Below are 22,765 nucleotides of genomic sequence, written 5' to 3'. Positions count from 1 at the left end.
TCTAGTTAACTATTTTTATAGGGAATTCTGTGTCTTAGGAAATTTTATCTTTGGTTTTTGCTTTTTGCATAGGGATGGATGACCATTTCGGTATATTATGTTTGATTTTAGACACCACGATGGTCATATCATCCTCTATTAAGCCGGAGCTCGAACGGATGACTTCCTCCATTAAAATATCTGCCACTTCCTGTGGATCCTCTGTTTCCAACTCCTTTATCTTTCTCTTCATCCAAAGATCATAATTTTCTACATGTTTCGGTCCTTCAAAGGCACCGTCACTCATCATGATGAGAAGATCCCCTGCTTTTAACTGCTCTGACACTACATCCACATCGAAATCCTGCTGCAGCATCCCCATTGGTAAATTACTGGCTTCCACCTTGAGGATTTTATCCCCCCGCTTTATGAAGCTTGGGGTAGAACCGATTTTCAAGAACCTCGACGACGCATTTTGCAGATCAATCATAGCTAAATCCAATGTGGAGAATATTTCATCATTTGTTCTGAGAGACAGGATTGAGTTGATGGACTTGATCGCGACCTGTTCTTCGATTCCCGACTCCAGGATTTTTTTCAATAACCTCAGTGTCTCATTGCTTTCATAATGAGCTCGTTCACCGTTCCCCATCCCGTCACTAATGGCAACGGCATATTTCCCCCTTCCTAATTCAATCATGGAGTAACTGTCCCCTGAAACCAATCCGCCTCCCTTTGCGGCATGGGATGCACCTGTATCCACTACAAATTTCTTGGCAGATTGAAAGGTTACATGGCATTGACCATTTGGAAATTGGGCACATTCCTCCTTTTGAACGACGATATTTTCACCTAATATATCAGATAACATGGGTGCAATGAGCTTTTCTCCCTGACCGTGTCCGCCACAATAAGGCATAGTGATATCAATATCGACATTACCTTGTTCAAGATTATAGATTTCGATGTTTTCAATCTCGATTCCAAATTCTCCGATACTTGCCAGGATCTGCTCTTCCTGAATATGATGATTCTCCCTTTCCCTCTGGATTTCTTTCGCGAAATTCCCCATTACCTCTGAAACCCCTAGCAGCTGATCAGCCACAAGTTTCCTGCTTTCCTGTACCTGTTTCTTCAATTTCAGATTGGCTTGATAGAAAGTAAGCTCCTGATAAATTGTATCTTTCAGCTTCTTCTCCCTCGTACAATGCTTCTCCACCTCTCTTGCAAGTTTAGGGGAAAGAGGGACCCTTCCCTGGTCATACTCAGTCATCACATCTTTCATGAGATTATAGGTTTTATCAAAATTCCTTGCCCAGCACTGGTCTTTCTTAAAGCAGGTTTGGCACGTCTTCTCCGTGACATTGCTTAAGAAATAGTCAAACTCTTTATCTTCCTCCTCTTCAAATCGATCTTCTATTTGTTGAAAGCTATTCGATAAAGCCTGGAACACAGATGAGAACTGGGTTACTCGGTTGGCTGTCACATCCCTCACCCTTCGCATGTATCCCTGCTGATCCTGTTGATACTCAGCCGTCCCGGGTATATGCCTCGCAATTTTAGACGTTAAACTTTGAGGAGTCAGAAATAGGAGTAATATCGCTACCCCCGATTCATAGAGGGTTTTCGTAATGACTGTATCCGTATCTCCATACATTCCCATTAATAATGTAGCGATTAACAAACCGATTGCCGCTCCGAATTTTTTCCCTTCTTTCATAAGTCCGCCCAGTAGCCCAGAGAAAGCAAGCAAGCTCATTTGATAAAAGCTCGATACGTTGGCCAAACTGAAGACGAGGCCAGTCACAACCCCTACTGTCGATCCCACAGTGGCCCCTGCTATAAAGGAAAACAGCAGCACCAGATATCTTGATAACACATGTTCCACAGACAGATTGTATAATGACCATCCGATCGTCCCTGTCATAATAGATGCCAGGAGGATGATTAAACTGACTACTTCTTCTGTTTTCAGCGATTTTCTTCTGCGCTGAACCGTCACAAGGGGAACGCTCTGGATGAAAATAAAGGTTAAGAGAAATGCAAGGCTTGCTTCTATTACAGCCATAACTCCATTATAGACAGACAATGCCTGTCCCTGCTGGATATAATCGAACCCAAGCTTCGCAACCATAACCGTAAAGAACACATAAAAGGCAACAGCTCTTACATTATTCTTGTGATATTTCTGCGACAAACGAAACGCTAATAGGAATATTATCGCACTGACAAACGTATAACTGATACTAGGAACTGATAACGTAAGAGCTCCTGCCAGCAATCCGATGAGTGCGATCGGTGACTTCTCTCTCCGGATAATATAAACCGAAGCAAAGAATGGCAGAGCAAAAGGCGTCAGGTGTGAAAGAATTAAGGCTCTTCCGAGTAAAAATCCGATAACGAATAGAGCAATCCCTTTGTCTACGAATAACCACTCAAGCTTCGAATAAATGGACCGGATACCTTTGGACAGTTCCACCCTCGTGTGTTCAATGTCCACGTTCTGAACAGGTTCGATGATCGACTGATCGACTTTCCCCATGTATGAAACACTCCCCATTTCTTTTTTGTTCAGTATAAATGGTACAAGCTTAAAACTTTGTCAAAATGAGGGAATACATCCCAAGAAAGTTTCGACGGCTTTCTATCGTTTCCGGTAAAATATTCAGAATATTTCAATTGCCCGGACCCGGGATTATCTGTTTTTTTCTTTCAAACACTTATGTCAGCACACTTAAGGGAATTCTGACAAAATCTTTACTCTGCCATATTGACAAGATAATTCTTTCTAGGTATCATAGATTTTGTGCCAAAAAGGCACCTATTGATATGGCGGTGTAGCTCAGCTGGCTAGAGCGTACGGTTCATACCCGTGAGGTCGGGGGTTCGATCCCCTCCGCCGCTACCATATTGTTCCGGCCCGTTGGTCAAGCGGTTAAGACACCGCCCTTTCACGGCGGTAACACGGGTTCGAATCCCGTACGGGTCATAGAAAAAAGACTATCAAGATGATAGTCTTTTTTGTTTTGTCTATTTTCAAACCTTTTCTGAGGACACCACTTCTTCAATCTGCTCCTGATGGTGTTTATCGTGACCAATGAAATCTTCAAAAAATTCTTCAAGGGTGAAGCTTTGATCTCCGACTTTAAACGCCTGCCCGAAATCATCTTCCGAAAGGCTTTTTACATACGTAATGATCTCATCCCTTGTTTTAATACCTTCTTCGATCAAGGCCCTCTGCTTTACCACACCGTGGGCATATTCTTCAGCTTCACTATTAAATTCCTGAAAATCCGGAAAAGGAGGAAGCTCTGCTCCTTCTGAAACAATAGGAAGGATCTCTCTTAGGGAATATTGATCCCATTTAATCATGTGAGAGACATTGGCAGCAATCGACCATTTACCCTCCTCCATTGGCTTAAGCCATTCCTGTTCATTGATCAGCTTCAACTCTTCCAACCACACTTTAAACGATTCATGATGATCGATGATTTGATCTTTTTGCATACATCCTGCCTCCAACAAAGATATTTATCCCTATCTATTCGATACAGGCGTGAACATCTCCTTTGTTTCTATCCAATAAAAAAACAGGCATACTCATCAAAATGAGTATGCCTGTTTCCCGTTCAAAACCTGCTATATGAGTTAATAGACAGCAAGTTAACCTTTTTTCGCCCCTTTTCCACCACGACGAGACTCAGTGTTCTTCTTTAAAGATGATAAACGATCTTCACTGTCTTTCAAGAAACGTGCCATCTTTTGTTCAAAACTCTCTTTCGTGCGAGTGTCGTTCGGTTTATTATTACTACGCGGGCGCTGAGGACGCTGAGGGCGCTGCGGGCGTTGTGGTTGATCTTTCGCTTTACGGATGGATAAACCGATCTTGCCATCTTTCTCAACATTAATAACCTTAACCGTTACTTCGTCGCCGACTTTAAGGTGTTCGTTAATATCCTTAACATAGTTGTCTGCAACTTCACTAATGTGAACTAAACCTGTTGAACCTTCCGATAATTCCACGAACGCTCCAAAATTTGTAATACCTGTTACCTTACCCTGTAACTTGCTGCCTACTTCGATTGACATAAAAGAAATGCTCCTCCTTAAAATTATAAAAGATAAACCTTATTATATATTATAGCCAATTAAAAAAAAGAGTGTCAATAAGACACCTCTTCTTCTTTCTCTTTATCTGGTTCAGGTATGTTAAAAATAATCTCACCTTCATCTGATAAAAAGTAATCCCGGCGCGCCAGTTTGGCTATATATTCATCATCATTAAGCTTCACAATCTCTTCTTCCAAGGCAGATTGCTTATCTTTCAGGTGTTCCAACTTTTTTTCTAATTGTGCTTTTTCCGTTTGTTTATCTTCTAAAACCTGGGCTCTGGAAATGAGGGTCGAGATTAAAAATCCACTAATTGCCAAAACTAACACAAATAAAACGGCTAATCGACGGACCAAACGCTTTCTTCTCTTTGAAGAAGATTTATGCATATGCTCCTGATGACGGGCATATTCATTTTCCATTGGTGTCACGTTCTTACTCATTCCCATACCTCCTTTACAATATGGAGTGGCGAAGCCTTAAGCCCTATTCTTGGTCTTTTGGTTTCTTTTTGAACTTTTCTACCACTCTATATACTTTTTTGATGTACTCTTTAAAAATTCCTGCCATTTTATTATATAACTTCTCGACTCTTTTTGTAAGATTTTTCGGCAATAAATTCCAAATACCCTTCAATATCCACCATATTGGTGTGAATATGAGCTTAAACGCCCATTGCACCACCTTCAAGATTACCTTTAAAAGGAATAAAATGACGGATAAAAGCCCTTTTCCTATAGACAATACAATCGTAATCAGAAGCACAATCATCCATTTTATCGGTGAATAAATCAAATTCTTCACCATTTTCACACCGAAATTATATAGGGAAATAAAAAACAGAATCAGTCGTTCGAGAAAGGCAAGATAATGTTGCTTAATCAGCGCCTGGTATCCGGCAAATCCGCACAACAATGCTAGAAAAATATAAAAGCGGATCTCACCAAAATTAACGATGAATAATATATAAAAAATCGAAAGGGCCTGTAAGACCCAAAACATGATGTCATTTATGAATACGAGCCACCGTTTTCTTTCGGATCGGTTTAAGAACCGGGAGTACGTGTCGAGTGCCGCACCAAATAATGCTCCCATGCCGATCATGGAAAGCATGGTATAGAACTGGGTCGAGAGGGTCATCGAAACAGCTTGCTAAAGAAGCCTTTAGCCTTCTCCCCATTTTGTTCATCCAGGTAAACGAGATCGAACACCTTTCCTTTTATAGAGACGATGCCTTTATCCACGTCCAGATTTTTCATTTGAAGATTCTGGCCCCTGACAGAGAGAAATCCCATGACGGTTTCGAGGAGAAACTCTTCGTTATCAAAGCTTTCCACCTGTTTCACTCCTGTAATGTCGAGAATCTTGCGTCCCCTCATCATCACGTCATGTTCTTGGTAGGTCGTTTTATCTTTGTTTCCATCATAATATTGATTCATATCCATCCCTCACATTCCCATAGTACAAGCTTTGTACTATATTTATGTGTTCAGGGGAAAAATAGAACCAAATATCAGACCTAAAAGCTATGTAATCCTTACTCCGTTTCTTCAACCCTTTCCTCTGAAAGGACGGAATAAAGTCCGCTCGCTTCTTCTTTTTTGGTTGTTTCAAGAAGCCTTTCTATCTTTACCCTCATAATCTTTTGGCCAAACCTTACGCTCAGTTCATCCCCGACCTTTACATTGGAACTCGCTTTCGCCTGCAGTCCGTTCACTGTAATACGTCCCTGATCGGCAATTTCTTTGGCCAGGGTTCTCCTTTTAATGAGCCTGGATACTTTCAAAAATTTATCTAATCTCATGGATACCATTGTACATTCCCCCTTATTCGATATTCATACTTTTCGCTTCGTTCCAAAATTGGTCTAACTCTTCCAATGAAAAATCCTTAAAGCTCTTTCCTGATTTCAAGACCTGCTCCTCTACAAAGGAAAAACGCCGGTAAAACTTTGTATTTGTCATGGCTAATGCTTCCTCGGGAAAAATTTTATAAAATCTTGCCACGTTAATAAGCGCGAATAACACATCTCCAAATTCTTTTTTCATGTCGTGTTCACTATTATTCTCGACTTCGCTTTCAAATTCCTTTAATTCTTCCCATACTTTTTCCCATGCACCTTTAGGGTCTGCCCAATCAAAACCTACTTTCGCAGCCTTTCTCTGGTATTCATACGCCTTCAGGATTGCCGGCATCCCTTTTGCCACGTTCTTAAGCATCGGTTCTATTTCGTTCTGTTTTTCGCTGCGTTTGATTTCTTCCCAGTTCGCTTTCACTTGTTCCGTGTTTTCCACTTGAACCGACCCGAACACATGAGGGTGTCTTCGGACCATTTTGGACGCAAGTCCTTCGATGACTTCCTCCATGGTGAACATGCCCTCATCCTCGCCTATTTGCGCATGAAGCATGACTTGAAGAAGGACATCCCCCAGTTCTTCAACCATATGATCCATATCCTCTTCTTCGATGGCTTCCAATAACTCATACGTTTCTTCAAGAAGATATTTTTTGAGGGAATGATGGGTTTGTTCTTTGTCCCAAGGACAGCCATTCGGTCCCCGCAGCGTGGAGATGATTTCCCTTAAGGTCGCATATTGCTTAAATGAGGATTCCATCTCTTTCACAGCCGGTACATAGAGACTTGTCAAATTGCTGAGATCGGCAACCCGGTCAAGCTCCACCAGCGGGATCCGCTCCACCTTTTCTTCCCCGCTCCCCGCAGCCGTTACGAGCATGACCTCATAATCATAAGGATAAAGTTCCATTAGAGTGAGCTTTACTTCAGAAGCAATGAAGGCATCATACACCTGTCCAATGATGAGCTGTTGATTCATATGGATATCTTGAAGCTTTAAGCTGGTCCCATCCAGAAGTTGGAATCCATCAATCGGATCCGCTCCGACGGAAGCAAACAAAGCATCGATAAAGCTTTGTCCCCCACCGATCTCAACCTGAATCTTTCCTTCTTTGTGAAGATCCAGAAGCAGTTGGACAGCATTTTCAGCAACCAATGGATGACCCGGCACGGCATATACAATAGAATGCTGTTCCGAAGCCGCAATCAATTCACGGACAATCTCTTCATATACGAGATCGAACTGATCATATTTTTCATATACAGCATCGAAAGAATGAAACATGATCCCTTCTGCTGTTAAATCCTTTACGACGGGATGCTGATCTGTCCTCAAATAAAGATGGGTACTGCTTTTAATCCGTCTATACACTCCTAATGGCAGTTGTTCTATATCTCCTGCACCTAACCCGACTATCAATATGGTATTCATGTGAATCTCCTCGCTACTTATTATTTGGCTGAACTTTATTCATCAGCCACACCCACTTACTTCCAAAAGGCAAGAAGCTGATATCTTCTCTTGAGAGTACGTTCCCTCTTAAAAACACGGTAAGAAAAATGAGGCCTCCGATACAAACGCCCCCTAATGAGAAAAGGACGGAAAGCGGACGAGCAGGCATTCCTTTATCTAAAAGTGTAGCATAAATCCAAAACAGCCCCTGTAATCCAATTGTCATGGCTACCCCGCCCATCAGCAATGGTTTATAAAAAGAGAGTGTAAGGAAACGGATGGGAAACCGTCTTCTTAAAGAGCTCACCATGATGATGGCGATTAAACTTAAAGAGACTACAGTCGAGACGGATGCCCCCATGATTCCCATCACAGGAATTAGACAGACATTGCCCACGTATTTCACAATAATGCCCATTAAAATGCAGAATGCCGGGTAATAAATCTTCCCGATTCCTTGAAAAATGCCAGAAAACGTCAGAATGAGACAACTGAAAAAAATCGATAGACAAAATACAGCTATGACCTTGGAACCGAGGGCATTCTCGAATAGCATCGTATTGGTTGGCACCATGATGTTGATGATCCCCAGTGTTGCAGCAAACCCAACGGTAATGCTGATTTTAAGAGCCAGCTGGCTGTACTCCTTCACTAAAGCATCTCTTCTTTTGAGATAGGCATTTGTCACCAAAGGAACGATGGTCAGTGAAAGGGATGTAGCCACGACGGTTCCGAGCTGAACAAAGGGCTGTCCCCGGTCATAGATCCCTTTCCACGTTTTCGCGCTTTCTGCTTCCATCCCTGATGATAAAAGAAGGGAGTAGACGTTGAATGAGTCAACAAATTGGAATAACACCAGAAGCATGGCACTTACGCAAATGGCTGTTCCATTCTTTAATAATCGGGACCAGATATGTACATAACCAACAGGCAAAGACAGGTACTTACGCGAAAATAATTTTTCCCTGCGTGCAGTTACGAAGGAAAAGAGAACAAGCACCCCTCCAAGACCCCCGGTGATCGATCCGAACAGTGCCCCGTTCCCTGTCATATACAAGGAATATCCTTCTGATACCAGGATGGTTGAAAATACGAGAATCGTCGCGACCCTGATCGCTTGTTCCGTTACTTGTGAAACAGCCGTAGGCACCATATCTTCTTTCCCTTGATAATATCCCCTGATGACAGAGAGAGGAGCTAACAATAGGAACGATAAAGAAATTACTTGGATTAACGGCTTAAGCAGGGGATCTCCCATCCAACGGGCGATCACTCCGGCACCAAAGTAAACGGTGAGGAACCATGTCATTCCAACGAGACAGAGGAATAGGAAGGAGGTCACAGCCACTTTCTTTGCGCCTTCCTCATCATCTTCTTCTAACTTCTCTGCTACCATCTTTGAAATGATCACGGGGAATCCATAAGTGGATAACGCGATGGCAATTCCGTAAAACGGATACACCTGCTGATATATATAAAACCCGATATCTCCAACAATATTTTGAAACGGCACCCGATAGACAGCACTTAAGATCTTCGTTACCAATGCCGCAATTGTTAAGACCATGGCACCTTTCAAAAATTGATTGGAAGAGTACTTCTTACTCAACCCGTTTTCCTGCCTTTCTGTTCCACTTTTTTCAATCTGAGCAGACAAAGAAGAATCATTTATGTATTGGTCATTTTACCATAAGAGTTGTATGTTTTCTCCAATGGCTGTTTGACGGCAAAAAAAAGAAGAGCGGCTATATGCCACTCCTTTAGGTTATGACTCCATTTGTCTTGCTAAAAAGCCAGCTGCCGTTTCTACTGCCTTTTGTTCCACCTCGCCTACTGTACGTTCCTTTGAGAAAATCGCAACAGCACCAATAGGATCTCCATTTGCGACAATCGGAGCAATCGTGTAGGAGGCAAGATCCTCACCGTGTCCTTCGACAAGCTCAGCTTGTCCCTGTTGAGTGTGTAATAGAGACGTGCGGTCATCCATTACCTTCTCAACGAGTTCACTGATGTTCTTATTTAGATACTCTTTCTTCGAAGCGCCGGAGATGGCAATGACAGCATCACGATCACAAATCAACACGGCACTTCCCAAACTGTCGTATAATGCTTCGCCATATTCCTTAGCAAAGTCACCAAGTTCACTGATTGGGGAATATTTCTTTAAGATGACTTCTCCGTCACGATCAACGAAGATTTCCAGGGGATCTCCCTCACGAATCCTTAATGTCCTGCGAATTTCTTTCGGAATGACGACACGCCCTAAATCATCAATACGACGAACAATACCAGTTGCTTTCATCTATAGTTGCCTCACTTTCATCAGATGATTTTATTTGGCAATGTACTCACCTTTGATGAATACTTTACCATTGTTGAGATTAGTATCTTACAACTTAGAAGTTCTATACACATTCAGTTATTTTTTCTGTAATTTCACTAAAATTCTAATGCAGGTATCTTTTTCCATTGTTGGCAGCTGCATAAATACTAATACCCTTATCATAGTAAAGTAAAACAATCCGCGCGTTTACATTTTGGTTACATTATTATAACGAAGGGAATATATTCCACATTTTATATCGGAATGATTGGCAGTATACCCAGACTTTGTTACTTATGAATAAGTGAGTGCTGGTTGATTGGAACGAAGGGTGCTCGCTTTCCGCGGGGCGTGAGTGAGCCTCCTCGGGCTTTTGCCCTGTGGGGTCTCAACTTGTCTAGCTCCGGCGGCTAGCCCCTCGAGGTCATAAGCTAAATGGACCAAGAAGGCAAAGAACGCCTTCTTAGCGCATTCATCTTATGCTTGTCGGGACTGAACGAGCCGCCTCCGCTTTTCTTCATTCCCCGCTTTTCCCGCAGGAGTCGAGCCCCTTCCTCTCCAATCAACATGAGTGTCTTTATTTTTATAAATTATACAAGGTTTTATTTCTAAGTGTGTATTGGTTTGTTTTTTCTTACCTATACTCTTTCTTTCAATTGTTTACTATCACCAATCAATACCATAGGTTTATCGAGACAGGGATATCAAATGTTATCATTTCCAAAAATAATCAAATTGGTTATACGTTTTCTTCTATTTTTAACGCTTCATCAAGGTGTTTGATGATGTCATATGCCATGTTAAACCATTTGGAGGCTTCCAAGCGTGTTGTGTTAATGGATATCTTGAGCTTTGAGCCTTCCATTCCGAGGCCGACGGCACGACCGTGTTTGTTGCAAAGATTAAATACTTTGGACCCGTCAATCTGCGCCGTTCCCGTCGGTGACATAAAGATATTAACGGTTTTCTTATCCTGTTTTATGGATTCAAGCTTTGTATTCTTTGCATATATCTTCATTTCGGAGATGAGGAATAAATAGCCCACCTCTTCGGGATATTCACCGAATCGGTCCAGGATCTCTTCTTCGAGCTCTTCAATCTCAGGAAGAGACGAAAGGGAACGGAATCGTTTATACATTTCGATTTTTTGATGACCATCTTTGATATAATCATCCGGAATATAGGCATCCATTTCTATATCCACCTCGAAGCTCGATTCAGGCTGCTTCGGAAGATCCCCTTTTCGCTCTTCGATTGCTTCTTTCAGCATTTGAGAGTATAGGTCGAATCCGACAGAATCGATGAATCCGTGCTGCTGAGCTCCCAGGAGATTCCCCGCTCCACGGATCGTTAAGTCACGCATGGCAATTTTGAACCCGGATCCAAGCTCAGTGAATTCTTTGATTGCCTGCAGTCGTTTTTCCGCTACTTCTGTCAAGACCTTATCTTTACGATAGGTGAAATAGGCGTAGGCTACCCGGTTCGACCGCCCTACCCGTCCTCTTAATTGATAAAGCTGAGATAAGCCCATTCGATCGGCGTCAAAGACGATTAACGTATTGACATTCGGGATATCAACACCCGTTTCAATTATTGTCGTGGTGACCAATACATCATATTCACCTGCTAAAAAGCTTAAGATAACTGCTTCAAGCTCATTCTCGCTCATTTGCCCGTGAGCGTAGGCTATCCGGGCATCCGGGACGAGCATGGAGATCTCATCGGCTTTTCTTTCAATATCTTCAACACGGTTATAGAGGAAGTAGACCTGGCCATTCCTTGCCATTTCCCTTTCGATCGCCTCTTTAATCAAGGCACCGTTGTACTCCATCACATAGGTCTGTACCGGGAAACGATTCTCAGGTGGTGTTTCAATAACCGATAGATCTCTAACCCCAAGCATGGACATATGAAGGGTACGAGGAATCGGTGTAGCCGTTAAAGTCAATACGTCGATATTGGTTTTTAACTGTTTAATCTTCTCTTTATGCGTGACACCGAACCTTTGTTCTTCATCGATGATTAATAGACCTATATCGCGATAGTGTATGTCCTTTGAAAGGAGACGATGGGTCCCCACTACAATGTCCACCGTTCCATTCTTCAGCCCCTGCGTTGTCTCCTGCTGCTGCTTTCTGGTCCGGAAACGGCTTAATAAACCGATTTCCACCGGAAAATCCTGAAAACGCTCTTTGATCGTTTCAAAGTGCTGTTGTGCGAGAATAGTCGTCGGGACAAGGATGGCTACCTGTTTTCCATCAGCGATTGCCTTGAAGGCTGCACGGATTGCGACCTCGGTCTTTCCATACCCTACGTCCCCGCATAATAACCGGTCCATCGGGCGTTCCCTTTCCATATCGTGCTTGATTTCACTGACAGAACGCAGCTGATCATCGGTTTCTTCATATGGGAAGGCCAATTCAAAGTCCCTTTGCATGCCCCCGTCAGGAGAGAATGCATAGCCTTTTGCCGCTTCCCGTTCAGCATAAAGCTTGATAAGATCATCGGCTATATCCTGAACAGAAGATTGAACTTTTGACTTGACCTTTTTCCATTCGCTTCCGCCTAATTTATATAGTTTTGGATCCTTGTGCTCGGAGGCGACGTATTTCTGGACAAGCTCAATCTGGTCAACAGGAACATAGAGTTTGTCATTCCCCTGATATTTCACATGGAGATAATCTTTATGGACTCCATTGATCTCCAATGTTTCAATCCCCAGGAACTTACCAATTCCGTGATTCACATGAACCACATGGTCCCCGACCTTCAGTTCGGAATAACTTTTGATCCTCTCTGCATTTGAAAGCTTCTGCCTTCTTGGCTTCTTTTGTGTTTTCTTATTGAATAGTTCTTCTTCTGTAATAACCGCAAGCTTCTGAAGGGGAAGCTCAAACCCGCTTGTCAGACTACCATTAATCATTTGGATTGCGCCCGGCAGCAGCTTATCTCCATCTTTCACAAAGGCGATCTCAATCTTATAATCGTCCAACACCCTTTGAAGCTTCTTGACCCGTTCTTCATCTGGCCCCAATAAAACAACGGTATATTTTCCTTTTTTCCATCTGTCCAATTCAGCCTTTAAGACATTCATCTGTCCATGAAAATTCTGCATAGGCTTTGTAGAAATATTGAAGATATTCTGCGGACTGGTGTTGGGAATGTGACGCAGGAACAACGAGAAATACACCTTTGGCAGCTTTGTCTTACCAACTAATTCAGAAAACGTATGGGAAACGGGTACGTCATGGATGATCTGGCCTTCTTGCAGGAGGGAGGTATACCATTCCGCCTCCTCTTTCTCAAGAGACTCACTCATTTCTTGTACACGACTGAGCTCATCGAAGAAGATGACCCCGTCTTGAGGTAAATAATCTAGCAAACTACTAGGATATTCATACGCCAGAGACAAGTATTTGAAGATCTGTTCAGGGACCTGTCCATTTTCCAGCTGATCCACTTCATGTCCTATGTACTCTGTCAGCTTTTCTTTTACAGCTGCTGATTTGACCTTCTTTAGGCTGTCAGACAGTCCGGTATTGATTTCACGAATGAGCCGCTCTATATGTTCATATTTCAGTAAGACCTCTGTGGCCGGCCCTATTTCCATTTCATTAAGTTTATCAATCGAGCGCTGGTCTTCAGCTGAAAAGATGCGGATCGAATCGATTTCTGTATCGAATAATTCAATTCTGACAGGGTTCTGGGAGGTCAAAGGAAAAATGTCGATAATCCCTCCACGAAGACTGAATTCACCAGGTGTGCTGACCATACCTGTCCGTTGATATCCCATCTGTACCAATTGGTTTAATATTTCATCCAAGTCGATATCTTGACCCTTTTGGAAACGAATCTGGTTCGATTTCCACATGGATTTAGGCGGAAGGATTTTTCGTAATCCGGCAACCGGAACAATAAAGACACCCAACTTATCTTGAGAGAGCTTATTCAACACTTCAATTCGCTGTGCCCTTAATTCCGGACTTGCCACACTTAATTCTGCAGCAATCAACTCATTAGCAGAATATAAATATACTTCGTCCTCGGATAAAAATTGAATGAGATCATCATAGATTTTCTGGGCTTGAAACAAATTATGCGTCACCACTACGGTGGCTTTATTCGTTTGTAAATACACATCCGCTATATAAGCTGTCCGTGATGAACCGGACAATCCTGCAACAAGCTGTTCCGATAATTGCTCTTCCACTCCAGCGATGATGGACTGTATTTCTTCACTTTGGTGAACCTGTTTTAAAATACCTTTCAAGTGTACGTTCCTCCCCTTTGACTCTTCTATAGATAATCTAAAAGTATAAACAGAAAAATGCTTTGGTTCTTCACCAAAGCGTTCTTACTGAATGATATGATCTAATTCATGGTAGTCCGGATTTCTCTCCAGACTCTCCTGACAATCTTCACAGATCGTCTTGACGTGAATATCGCCGTTGTCCTGATAATGGACCATGTGTAACCGCTCTTCCTCCGTCAGCATATGAATCCCGAGCTGTTCTGAATGAACAGTTACATTTGAAAGAGTCCCTACATTTGTACCACAATGTCGACACTGATAATGGATAGCCATATCCTTCCCTCCATACACATTGATACTGTTAGTATGAACCTGATGGAAGGGAGTTATTCAACTCGAAAATTCGGGGGATGGTGAGTACCCCTGGGAAATCAGTATATGAAATGGTTAGTTGAATTTATTCATCACTTCAATGAATGGTTTATCCAACCATGTTTCACATGCTTCTACGCTTGATGAAATGGCTTTATCCAGTTCCGGCAACTCTTCCTTCGTAAACTTACCGAGAACATAATCCGGAACGCTCATTCCATTGATCGGACGGTCAATTCCCACCCGCAGGCGATTAAAATGCTGGGAACCTAGATGAGCAATGGTCGATTTAATGCCATTATGTCCACCTGCGCTCCCCTTCTGCCTTAATCTTAATTTTCCTACCGGCAGGTCTAAATCATCATAAATGACAAGTAAATCCTCATCAGCAACCTCAAAATAATCCATAAGGGGCACAATGCTTTCCCCTGACAGATTCATATACGTCAGTGGCTTTAACAGAACGATTTTTTCACCTTTATAATGGTATGTGCCGTAAACCCCTTTAAACTTGGACTGATTCAACGAAACACCAAGTCGATCGGCTAATGCATCTATAATAACGAAACCGATATTATGCCTCGTTTTCTCATATTGTGATCCCGGATTCCCCAAGCCTACAATTAACTTCATCTCTAACACCTCTTCTAACCTTATACCTTTAGAATAACGTAAAAAGCGCAACCTGCAAAAGGTTACGCCAAAAAATATTGAGTTTTTATTATTCCTTCGATTCACTTTCTTCACTGGCTTCTGATTCTCTGCCTTCTTCGTTGTCAGGCGTACCGGCTTCCTGCTCTTCGCCGCTGTTGATTTCTTCTTCCTGTCTTGGAGCAAGGATTGAAGCAATGGTACGATCGTCTTCTTCATTTAAAGTGACGCTGTACTTGTCGCGGATATCGCTGATTGTTACCGTCTCTCCCACTTGGAGTTCGGTAACATCCACTTCGATGGATTCAGGAATATCATTCGGTTTGGCAGTTACAGATATCTCATGCAACGGCTGCTGCATCACACCACCGTCTTTTACACCTGCTGCTTCTCCTACAAGCTCGATTCGAACATCTGCATCAATTTCCTCTGCCATATTTACAGCGAGGAAATCAACATGTGTGACAGCATCCTTCAAGTGATCCTGTTGATAGTCACTTAAAATGACATTTTGTTTATTGCCGTCTACATTTAAAGAAATGATTCCGTTTCTTCCTACTTCGCGGATAGTTTTGATGAATGTAATGGCGTCTACCATGATGGATGTATTATCTGCTTTGTAGCCGTACACTACCCCAGGGATATTTCCCTCGTGTCTCAGCTTTGTTAATGAAGATCGTTTAAAATCTTTCCTCGTATTTGCTTTTAATTCTGTTGCCATGTCTAATCCAACACCTTCCCTAATCTTTTATGTTAGTTAAAGTTCTATATATAGTAATTACCCTAATCATATTTGAAATAAACATAGAAAAACCATTTAATGACGGGAAAGGTAGTTAAGGAGTGCTGTTCCAAGGGGGTTTTATAGAAAGGCTCTTTTCCGTAAATTTTTTTGATTTCCAGAGAATAGCAGTAGTTGGTTTCCGTTACAGTTACTTTCCGCGGGGCAAGAAATCAACCAGCTCTTCTTAATTCAAAAGCAACAAAGTTTGCGAAAACAACCTTACGAAAAAGAATCTAAAGAAAAGTAAAAAGAAGAGCCCGGTCCCTTATGCAGGACAGGCTCTTCTTCATATGCACAAACTACAAATATTAATTCTTAATCAAAAAGTGTGCTGACAGACTGTTGTTCGTAGACACGGATGATCGCTTCGCTGATCAAAGGAGCTACTGACAGAGACTTCACCTTACCGATCATTTTCTCTTCCCCTAGTGGGATGGAGTTCGTAACAACCAGCTCTTTAATATTAGAGTTTTCGATACGCTCGATGGCAGGGCCCGATAATACCGGGTGTGTACAGCAAGCAAAGACTTCTTTCGCTCCGTTTTCAACCAACGCATTGGCTGCCAGTGTAATTGTACCTGCAGTATCAATGATATCGTCGATCAGGATCGCGATTTTTCCGTCGATATTACCAACGATGTTCATTACTTCTGCCACGTTTGGTTTCGGACGACGTTTATCGATGATCGCGATTGGAGCTTTCAGGCGTTCTGCAAGCTTACGTGCTCTTGTCACCCCTCCATGGTCTGGGGATACAATAACAAGATCTTCCGTATTAAATCCTCTTTCCTCAAAGTAATCCGCTAAGATAGGCACACCCATTAGGTGATCGATCAGGATATCGAAGAAACCTTGAATTTGAGGAGCATGCAGATCCAATGTAATGACACGTGTAGCACCAGCCGTTTCTAAAAGGTTCGCCACTAATTTAGCTGTGATGGGCTCACGTGCTCTCGCTTTACGGTCTTGACGGGCATAACCATAATACGGCATTACGATGTTAATGGTCTTAGCGGAAGCACGCTTCAACGCGTCTACCATGATTAAAAGCTCCATCAGGTTTTCATTTACCGGCTGACAAGTAGATTGTATGACGAATACGTCGCAACCACGGATACTTTCTTCTATGTTGATTTGAATTTCACCATCACTAAAACGTTTAACAGATGATTTACCTAATTCCACCCCTACCTCATCAGCAATTTCCTTTGCAAGATGGTAGTTTGAATTAAGAGAGAAGATTTTCAGCTTTGAATTAATATAAGAGTTTGGCATTGTGGACCCCCCGTTATTTCTTATGATTTAGATTTTGAACATAGTTTTCTTTATTTACTTGGCGAGCTCTTGCAATGGAAAGAGACTCCCCGGGAACATCCTCTGTAATCGTAGATCCGGCAGCAATGTACGCACCTTTGCCTAGCTTGACAGGTGCAACCAGATTTGAATTGCATCCAACGAATACACCGTCTTCGATCTTCGTCAGGTGCTTGTTCTTTCCGTCATAGTTTACCGTGATGGATCCACACCCGATATTGACGTCGCGTCCAACCTCAGCATCACCAATATAACTAAGGTGGGAAGCCTTACTCGCTTTACCGAATGTTGCTTTCTTGATCTCGACAAAGTTACCAATCTTCACTTCATCTTCTATAGTAGAAGCGGGACGGATGTGTGCAAATGGACCTATTTGAACATCCGATCCGATAAAGCTGTCATGAGCAACAGATTGCTTCAATACTGTGCGGTCTCCAACCTGACAATCCTTCACCTCTGAATTCGGTCCGATTACCGCATCTTCACCAATTTCCGTGCAGCCTTTCAGCACCGTGCCCGGCAGGATTACCGTATCTCTTCCGATCGTCACATCCGCATCGATATACGTATTGTTTGGATCTTTGATTGTTACACCATTCCGCATATGGTCCTCGTTAATGCGCTTTTTCATAGTGATCTCCGCTTGAGAAAGGGCCACACGATCATTGACACCCAGCGTCTCATCAAAGTCACTTGTTTGATACGCACTGACGATTTCACCTTCCGATTGAAGGATCTCAATCACATCAGGTAAATAATACTCACCTTGAACGTTATCATTGGAAACTTTCTTAAGGGCATCGAATAACGCTTTATTATCAAAACAATAGGTACCGGTATTAATTTCTTTTACGCTTCGTTCGTCTTCCGTTGCATCCTTATGTTCCACAATGCGTTCCACCAAGCCCTCCCGGTTACGGATGATCCTTCCATATCCATCGGGGGATTCCGTATGACCCGTCAAAATGGTCGCTTTGGCACCCTGACCTTCGTGGTGCTTCACCAACGCTTCCATCGTTTCTCCTTTAATGAGCGGCGTATCACCACATACCACTAAAGTCGTACCTTCCAAGTCACCCAGAACATCTTCAGACTGCATAACTGCATGAGCTGTTCCTAACTGCTCAGCCTGAAGAGCGAAATCACTCTTGCCTTTTAAATGCGACTTCACAAGCTCAGCGCCATGACCGATAACTGTGACAGTCTTCTCTATATGTAGTGTTGAAATTTGGTCGACCACATGTTCCACCATCGGCTTGCCACACACAGGATGAAGAACTTTATAAAGCTTCGACTTCATTCTAGTACCTTGTCCGGCAGCTAAAATAACGGCATATCGATTTGTCATTTTTGGTCCTCCAATAACCTTTTTATCCATAACGAATATATCCTAAAAACTTTATCATTTCAAGGATTCATACAAAAGTACATATATTTGACAAACGAAAAGCGGAAGGGGCTTGCCCTGGGGCGACAAGCATAAGACGAGTAACCCGGAAAGGCGCTCTTTGCCTTTTTGGGTTACTTGGCTTATGACCTCGAGCCCCAAGCCCCTGGAGCTGGACATGTAGAAAAGCGGAGGCGGCTTGCTCAGAGGCGACAAGCATAAGGCGGGAACACCGGAAAGGCGCTCTTTGCCTTTTTGGTGTTCCTGACTTATGACCTCGAGGGACTAGCCGCCGGAGCTGGACACACAGAAAAGCGGAAGGGGCTTGCCCTGGGGCGACAAGCATAAGACGAGTAACCCGGAAAGGCGCTCTTTGCCTTTTTGGGTTACTTGGCTTATGACCTCGAGCCCCAAGCCCCTAGAGCTGGACATGTAGAAAAGCGGAGGCGGCTTGCTCAGGCCCGCCTTATGACCTCGAGCCTCTAGCCGCCGGAGCTGGACACACAGAAAAGCGGAGGCACCACCGATAACAGAAGTTTTTTCTTCGCATCGTCAGATAATGGACCGCTCTCTATAAAACACAACCGTTCCTCTTTTTCCTTTCTAACCCCATGTCGATTTTTCTTTACCACAAAAAACAAAAAATTGTTTATTTAGAGGTTTCGGCAATCTATCAGACTGGGTATACAAAAAACGTATAAACTACTCCCATTAAGAGATGGCTTCAAAAGACAAAAAAAAGAGCCTTACTAAAGTAGGCTCTTGATGCTATTAGATCCTTTTAGGAAGCCCCGGCTTCCTCTAACTCAACTTCCTCCAGCTCTCCTAGACGATGGTACTCAGCTAAAACGGCATCTTGAATCTTGCCACGAGTACCCGAATTAATTGGATGAGCAATATCACGGAATTCTCCATCCGGAGTGCGCTTACTTGGCATCGCTACAAATAAGCCATTGTTCCCATCAATAACGCGAATGTCATGAACAACAAATTCATTATCCAGCGTAATAGATGCGATAGCTCTCATGCGACCGTCGGTGTTTACTCGGCGTAATCTTACGTCTGTTACTTCCATTCTGTTCACCACCTTTTTCCCTAGATGAAATCTACTCTATGTATTCAACGAATTATTTAGATATTCCTTCTTAAATTGTAAAATTTTTTGAAAAATTTTATTTTTCACATCATTATTTCTATTTCGTTTGAACTATACTTCTTTTTGATACAAAAAAACACCCGCGAAGATTACTTCACGAGTGCGATTACTTCAATTTCAACTTGGACATCTTTCGGTAAGCGGGCTACTTCAACACAAGAACGTGCCGGCTTGTGGTTACTGAAATATTCCCCATACACTTCATTTATCGTCCCAAAATCATTCATATCTTTAATGAAGACCGTTGCTTTGACAACTGTTTCCAATGATGCCCCGGCTTCCGATAATACTGCCTTAAGATTGCGAAACACTTGGTGCGTCTGTTCCGCTACATCCCCTTCAACTATTAAACCTTCCGCCGTTAAAGGAATTTGCCCTGAGCTGTAGAACAAATTATTTACGACAATACCTTGTGAATAAGGACCAATTGCTGCTGGTGCTTCCTTTGTAGAAACTACTCGCATACTAGATGCCTCCCCTTATGGTAAAAATGTTAGATCGGATTGAAAATAATTTCCTTCCGTTAATGAAATCTGTTTATCCTTTTCATTGACATCAGACAATTTTAACACTGAAACGTAATCATCCACCAGTCGGCCATCTAAACTATTGGATTCCACCAATACCCCGATTCCCGACAAAGTAGCAGAGAACTCTTCCAACAGGTTTTTCATCCCATTGATGGTTCCTCCTGCTTTCATGAAATCATCGACAACCAATACTTTTGAGCCTTCCTTCAAACTTCTTTTAGAAAGAACCATGGATTGGATTCTCTTCGATGAGCCGGATACATAATTGATACTCACAGTCGATCCTTCGGTTACACGGCTGTCCCGTCTAACAATGACCACTGGAACATTCATATATGAGGCAATGGCGTTTGCAATCGGTATTCCTTTGGTCGCTACTGTCATAATGACATCAATATCTTTCTCAGCAAATGCAGATGCCAGCAGTTTACCTACACTCTTCATAAGTTGAGGATTTCCAAGCAGATCTGTCATGTAAAGGTAACCGCCCGGTAATAGACGATCGGAGCTTTCGAGTTGAACACAAAGCTCTTCGATCATTTCTTTTGCTTCCTGGCTGTTCACCTTTGGAACATATTTCACCCCGCCTGCTGCTCCCGGGACCGTTTGAACCGTACCAACACCCCGTCCTTCAAATGTTTCCTTTATAATCGTCAAGTCCTCACTGATGGAAGACTTGGCAGAACCGTACCGTTCAGAGAAAAAAGTCAAAGGAACAAGTTGGTGTGGCCGTTCTAATAAATAGTGCGTCATATCAATTAATCGTTCGCTGCGCTTAAACTTCACCAAAGAAACCTCCTAAATCCGAATATTATAATGTAAATATATCATTAATATACGGATTTAGGCAAGAGCTCTTAATCTCCAAGCATTCGCACAGCGAATACTTGATCACAAAATCCTCTTAAACCATTATAGATTCGATGAAGTCTCGACTCATATTGCACCAATCCATATACCGTTGGCCCGCTCCCGCTCATAAGAACGGCATCAGCTCCAAACCGCTCCATTTGATCTTTAATCTGGGACACTTCAGGATGCATATCCAATGTCACCGATTCGAGTACATTCCCCAGATTGGAGCAAATATCGTGATAATTTCCATGATCTAATGCAGATACCATTGCTTTTGTATCTGGATGTTTAATATTCTTCAGGTCCAAGTTTTTATAAACATCCGCTGTTGAAACCCCAATTGTCGGTTTTGCCAGGATCACCCAACAGTTCGGTGGAGCAGAAAGATGTTTGATCTTCTCACCTCTACCCGAGGCTAATGCTGTCCCTCCGTAAACACAGAAGGATACATCCGAGCCGATTTCTGCGCCAAGCTCTGCCAGCTCATCCATACTAAGCCCTAAATCCCATAAGCGATTCAACCCTTTTAAGGTCGCTGCTGCATCACTGCTTCCCCCTGCTAAACCTGCAGCTACAGGAATCACTTTATCAATGGAAATGGCTACACCCTTCTTGATATTCAATCTTTCCTTAAGTAACTGCGCAGCCTGATAGGCAAGGTTTCTTCCATCGTCCGGGACAAATCGATTGTGCGAAAGAATTTTTATCGTGTCGTCCGAAAGATTCGTGAGCTCGATTCTATCCGCTAAATCAATTGTCGTCATAACCATCTCAACTTCATGGTAACCATCTGAACGTTTATGTAAAACATCAAGTGATAGGTTAATTTTTGCCGGCGCCTTCACTAATAACCTCATATCATCACCTTCTTACCAATACTCTTTGTTATATTGTATCATACACTTATTATAGAGAGTGTTAACTTCTAAACATACTCATACAAGTATGTTATTTTATCACGTAAAGTACTGATAGGAAAGATAGTCTTGTCCCTTATTAAACAAAGGCCGCCGGAAAAGCATGACACTTTTCAGGCGGCACTTTCGTATATGGCACTGATAAAAGATGTAATCCCTATGTGAAAAAGAGTTAGTATGGATGGTTATCAGAAAGCTGCCGGCTTGCGCGTTCGACCGCACGCTTTACCATATTTCCAGCGTCCCGGGATGTAATCCCGCCCCACCCATCCTTCTGAACAACTTCGTAGAATCCTAATTCCTGAGCGATTTCTTCTTTTAATTGATCAGACATGATTCCTCTTCTTCTACCCATTGTCTACCTCCTTTAATTGCACCACATGTTTAGTATGCGTACTGGAGGTCAAAAAATGACAGAGATATTATGTAAAACATGTATTTTTAGCCAAATAAAAAAGCAGCAAACAATTGTCTACTGCTGGCTAAAGATGATATTTCCTGTTGCTTCATCATAAAATGTTAATTGAACTGTCTCAGTGAGAACATCTGCATAGCTGTAAGAAACTCGTTCGAACGCATTCTCTTCTTGATCCAGTTGAACCACGAATACAGAAGGATACGTTTCGGCTAGAACACCTGAACGCTCAATTGTTTTTCGACGTCCACCGTTTGCTTTAAGCATTAAACGTTTCCCCAGATTGGAATCAAGGGATCTTTTAATGTCGGCTAATGTTTTTGGCATTTCGCTTCCACCTCACTGTAATTAAATATAACACATTATGTAATTTCAGTCAAATAAATTTATTATTTTAACAAGAATCATGAAC

The 22,765-nt window shown here is 42.5% G+C and carries 22 protein-coding genes and 2 tRNA genes; 2 read left to right on the top strand and 22 right to left on the bottom strand.

All coding sequences use genetic code 11. The annotated features are described in order from the left end of the window. Positions 1–34: 34 nt before the first annotated feature. Positions 35–2,521 (bottom strand): stage II sporulation protein E, encoded by a 2,487-nt coding sequence (spoIIE, locus tag BAA9072_RS20300; RefSeq protein WP_201716468.1) that lies wholly within the window; start codon positions 2,519–2,521, stop codon positions 35–37. A gap of 289 nt (positions 2,522–2,810) precedes the next feature. On the opposite strand from spoIIE, the gene BAA9072_RS20295 reads away from it, so the two are divergent. Together BAA9072_RS20295 and BAA9072_RS20290 are read left to right on the top strand one after the other, a co-directional pair. After that, positions 2,811–2,887, top strand: a tRNA-Met gene (locus BAA9072_RS20295). Positions 2,888–2,896: 9 nt separating this feature from the next. Further along, positions 2,897–2,968 (top strand) — tRNA-Glu (locus BAA9072_RS20290). 47 nt (positions 2,969–3,015) lie between these two features. Here BAA9072_RS20290 and BAA9072_RS20285 read toward each other — a convergent pair. The 21 genes from BAA9072_RS20285 to veg form a co-directional block, all read right to left on the bottom strand. Beyond that, complete coding sequence (locus tag BAA9072_RS20285) at positions 3,016–3,486, bottom strand: DinB family protein (RefSeq protein WP_201716467.1); 471 nt, start codon at positions 3,484–3,486, stop codon at positions 3,016–3,018. Between the two features lie 156 nt (positions 3,487–3,642). Then, on the bottom strand, positions 3,643–4,068 hold the full coding sequence (locus BAA9072_RS20280; RefSeq protein ID WP_098353691.1) for a S1 domain-containing RNA-binding protein: 426 nt from the start codon (positions 4,066–4,068) through the stop codon (positions 3,643–3,645). 74 nt (positions 4,069–4,142) lie between these two features. Further along, on the bottom strand, positions 4,143–4,532 hold the full coding sequence (locus BAA9072_RS20275) for an FtsB family cell division protein (RefSeq protein ID WP_330999318.1): 390 nt from the start codon (positions 4,530–4,532) through the stop codon (positions 4,143–4,145). Positions 4,533–4,575: 43 nt separating this feature from the next. After that, on the bottom strand, positions 4,576–5,229 hold the full coding sequence (gene yabQ, locus BAA9072_RS20270) for a spore cortex biosynthesis protein YabQ (protein WP_201716465.1): 654 nt from the start codon (positions 5,227–5,229) through the stop codon (positions 4,576–4,578). Further along, positions 5,226–5,528, bottom strand: a complete 303-nt coding sequence (gene yabP / locus BAA9072_RS20265; RefSeq protein WP_201716464.1) for a sporulation protein YabP — start codon at positions 5,526–5,528, stop codon at positions 5,226–5,228. Before yabP ends, yabQ begins: the two co-directional genes overlap by 4 nt. 98 nt (positions 5,529–5,626) lie before the next feature. Then, complete coding sequence (locus BAA9072_RS20260; protein WP_201716485.1) at positions 5,627–5,893, bottom strand: RNA-binding S4 domain-containing protein; 267 nt, start codon at positions 5,891–5,893, stop codon at positions 5,627–5,629. A gap of 22 nt (positions 5,894–5,915) precedes the next feature. Next, a complete protein-coding gene (gene yabN, locus BAA9072_RS20255) occupies positions 5,916–7,376 on the bottom strand; it encodes a bifunctional methyltransferase/pyrophosphohydrolase YabN (protein WP_201716463.1) in 1,461 nt (486 codons plus the stop codon). Between the two features lie 13 nt (positions 7,377–7,389). Continuing rightward, positions 7,390–9,006, bottom strand: a complete 1,617-nt coding sequence (locus BAA9072_RS20250) for a putative polysaccharide biosynthesis protein (protein WP_230980956.1) — start codon at positions 9,004–9,006, stop codon at positions 7,390–7,392. Positions 9,007–9,162: 156 nt separating this feature from the next. Further along, entirely contained in the window at positions 9,163–9,699 is a 537-nt protein-coding gene (spoVT, locus tag BAA9072_RS20245; protein WP_098353695.1) for a stage V sporulation protein T, read from the bottom strand. Between the two features lie 760 nt (positions 9,700–10,459). Further along, positions 10,460–13,990 carry a transcription-repair coupling factor gene (mfd, locus tag BAA9072_RS20240; protein WP_201716462.1) on the bottom strand — a complete coding sequence of 1,177 codons (3,531 nt, stop codon included), beginning with the start codon at positions 13,988–13,990 and terminating at the stop codon, positions 10,460–10,462. A gap of 84 nt (positions 13,991–14,074) precedes the next feature. Beyond that, positions 14,075–14,305 (bottom strand): anti-sigma-F factor Fin family protein, encoded by a 231-nt coding sequence (locus BAA9072_RS20235; protein ID WP_201716461.1) that lies wholly within the window; start codon positions 14,303–14,305, stop codon positions 14,075–14,077. 114 nt (positions 14,306–14,419) lie between these two features. Continuing rightward, positions 14,420–14,977 carry an aminoacyl-tRNA hydrolase gene (pth, locus tag BAA9072_RS20230; RefSeq protein ID WP_201716460.1) on the bottom strand — a complete coding sequence of 186 codons (558 nt, stop codon included), beginning with the start codon at positions 14,975–14,977 and terminating at the stop codon, positions 14,420–14,422. A gap of 88 nt (positions 14,978–15,065) precedes the next feature. After that, positions 15,066–15,716, bottom strand: coding sequence for a 50S ribosomal protein L25/general stress protein Ctc (locus BAA9072_RS20225; protein WP_201716459.1), 651 nt, complete (start codon positions 15,714–15,716; stop codon positions 15,066–15,068). A gap of 378 nt (positions 15,717–16,094) precedes the next feature. Beyond that, entirely contained in the window at positions 16,095–17,054 is a 960-nt protein-coding gene (locus BAA9072_RS20220; RefSeq protein ID WP_201716458.1) for a ribose-phosphate diphosphokinase, read from the bottom strand. A gap of 13 nt (positions 17,055–17,067) precedes the next feature. Further along, the gene (glmU, locus tag BAA9072_RS20215; RefSeq protein WP_201716457.1) at positions 17,068–18,441 is read right to left on the bottom strand and encodes a bifunctional UDP-N-acetylglucosamine diphosphorylase/glucosamine-1-phosphate N-acetyltransferase GlmU; all 1,374 of its coding nucleotides are present in this window, start codon (positions 18,439–18,441) and stop codon (positions 17,068–17,070) included. A gap of 820 nt (positions 18,442–19,261) precedes the next feature. After that, positions 19,262–19,555 carry a septation regulator SpoVG gene (spoVG, locus tag BAA9072_RS20210; RefSeq protein ID WP_032085215.1) on the bottom strand — a complete coding sequence of 98 codons (294 nt, stop codon included), beginning with the start codon at positions 19,553–19,555 and terminating at the stop codon, positions 19,262–19,264. Between the two features lie 170 nt (positions 19,556–19,725). Continuing rightward, positions 19,726–20,100: a RidA family protein gene (locus BAA9072_RS20205; protein WP_201716456.1), complete on the bottom strand. Its 375-nt coding sequence runs from the start codon at positions 20,098–20,100 to the stop codon at positions 19,726–19,728. Between the two features lie 15 nt (positions 20,101–20,115). Continuing rightward, the gene (purR, locus tag BAA9072_RS20200) at positions 20,116–20,952 is read right to left on the bottom strand and encodes a pur operon repressor (RefSeq protein WP_201716455.1); all 837 of its coding nucleotides are present in this window, start codon (positions 20,950–20,952) and stop codon (positions 20,116–20,118) included. A gap of 71 nt (positions 20,953–21,023) precedes the next feature. Beyond that, positions 21,024–21,878, bottom strand: a complete 855-nt coding sequence (ispE, locus tag BAA9072_RS20195) for a 4-(cytidine 5'-diphospho)-2-C-methyl-D-erythritol kinase (protein ID WP_201716454.1) — start codon at positions 21,876–21,878, stop codon at positions 21,024–21,026. Positions 21,879–22,110: 232 nt separating this feature from the next. Further along, positions 22,111–22,293 (bottom strand): small, acid-soluble spore protein, alpha/beta type, encoded by a 183-nt coding sequence (locus tag BAA9072_RS20190; protein ID WP_201716453.1) that lies wholly within the window; start codon positions 22,291–22,293, stop codon positions 22,111–22,113. Between the two features lie 117 nt (positions 22,294–22,410). Continuing rightward, complete coding sequence (gene veg / locus BAA9072_RS20185; protein ID WP_032085220.1) at positions 22,411–22,680, bottom strand: biofilm formation stimulator Veg; 270 nt, start codon at positions 22,678–22,680, stop codon at positions 22,411–22,413. Between the last annotated feature and the right edge of the window lie 85 nt (positions 22,681–22,765).

Source organism: Rossellomorea arthrocnemi, assembly GCF_904424705.1.
Lineage (GTDB): Bacteria > Bacillota > Bacilli > Bacillales > Bacillaceae_B > Rossellomorea > Rossellomorea arthrocnemi.
The sequence above is the reverse complement of the archived record's forward strand: the minus strand, read 5'-3'. Positions and strand labels throughout refer to the sequence as shown.

Excerpts from the sequence above, each read along its gene's own strand:
- spoIIE (WP_201716468.1), bottom strand. The coding sequence starts at position 2,521 with ATGGGGAAAGTCGATCAGTCGATCATCGAACCTGTTCAGAACGTGGAC.
- BAA9072_RS20285 (WP_201716467.1), bottom strand. The coding sequence starts at position 3,486 with ATGCAAAAAGATCAAATCATCGATCATCATGAATCGTTTAAAGTGTGG.
- BAA9072_RS20280 (WP_098353691.1), bottom strand. The coding sequence starts at position 4,068 with ATGTCAATCGAAGTAGGCAGCAAGTTACAGGGTAAGGTAACAGGTATT.
- BAA9072_RS20275 (WP_330999318.1), bottom strand. The coding sequence starts at position 4,532 with ATGAGTAAGAACGTGACACCAATGGAAAATGAATATGCCCGTCATCAG.
- yabQ (WP_201716465.1), bottom strand. The coding sequence starts at position 5,229 with ATGACCCTCTCGACCCAGTTCTATACCATGCTTTCCATGATCGGCATG.
- yabP (WP_201716464.1), bottom strand. The coding sequence starts at position 5,528 with ATGAATCAATATTATGATGGAAACAAAGATAAAACGACCTACCAAGAA.
- BAA9072_RS20260 (WP_201716485.1), bottom strand. The coding sequence starts at position 5,893 with ATGAGATTAGATAAATTTTTGAAAGTATCCAGGCTCATTAAAAGGAGA.
- yabN (WP_201716463.1), bottom strand. The coding sequence starts at position 7,376 with ATGAATACCATATTGATAGTCGGGTTAGGTGCAGGAGATATAGAACAA.
- spoVT (WP_098353695.1), bottom strand. The coding sequence starts at position 9,699 with ATGAAAGCAACTGGTATTGTTCGTCGTATTGATGATTTAGGGCGTGTC.
- BAA9072_RS20235 (WP_201716461.1), bottom strand. The coding sequence starts at position 14,305 with ATGGCTATCCATTATCAGTGTCGACATTGTGGTACAAATGTAGGGACT.
- pth (WP_201716460.1), bottom strand. The coding sequence starts at position 14,977 with ATGAAGTTAATTGTAGGCTTGGGGAATCCGGGATCACAATATGAGAAA.
- BAA9072_RS20225 (WP_201716459.1), bottom strand. The coding sequence starts at position 15,716 with ATGGCAACAGAATTAAAAGCAAATACGAGGAAAGATTTTAAACGATCT.
- BAA9072_RS20220 (WP_201716458.1), bottom strand. The coding sequence starts at position 17,054 with ATGCCAAACTCTTATATTAATTCAAAGCTGAAAATCTTCTCTCTTAAT.
- glmU (WP_201716457.1), bottom strand. The coding sequence starts at position 18,441 with ATGACAAATCGATATGCCGTTATTTTAGCTGCCGGACAAGGTACTAGA.
- spoVG (WP_032085215.1), bottom strand. The coding sequence starts at position 19,555 with ATGGAAGTAACAGACGTAAGATTACGCCGAGTAAACACCGACGGTCGC.
- BAA9072_RS20205 (WP_201716456.1), bottom strand. The coding sequence starts at position 20,100 with ATGCGAGTAGTTTCTACAAAGGAAGCACCAGCAGCAATTGGTCCTTAT.
- ispE (WP_201716454.1), bottom strand. The coding sequence starts at position 21,878 with ATGAGGTTATTAGTGAAGGCGCCGGCAAAAATTAACCTATCACTTGAT.
- BAA9072_RS20190 (WP_201716453.1), bottom strand. The coding sequence starts at position 22,293 with ATGGGTAGAAGAAGAGGAATCATGTCTGATCAATTAAAAGAAGAAATC.
- veg (WP_032085220.1), bottom strand. The coding sequence starts at position 22,680 with ATGCCAAAAACATTAGCCGACATTAAAAGATCCCTTGATTCCAATCTG.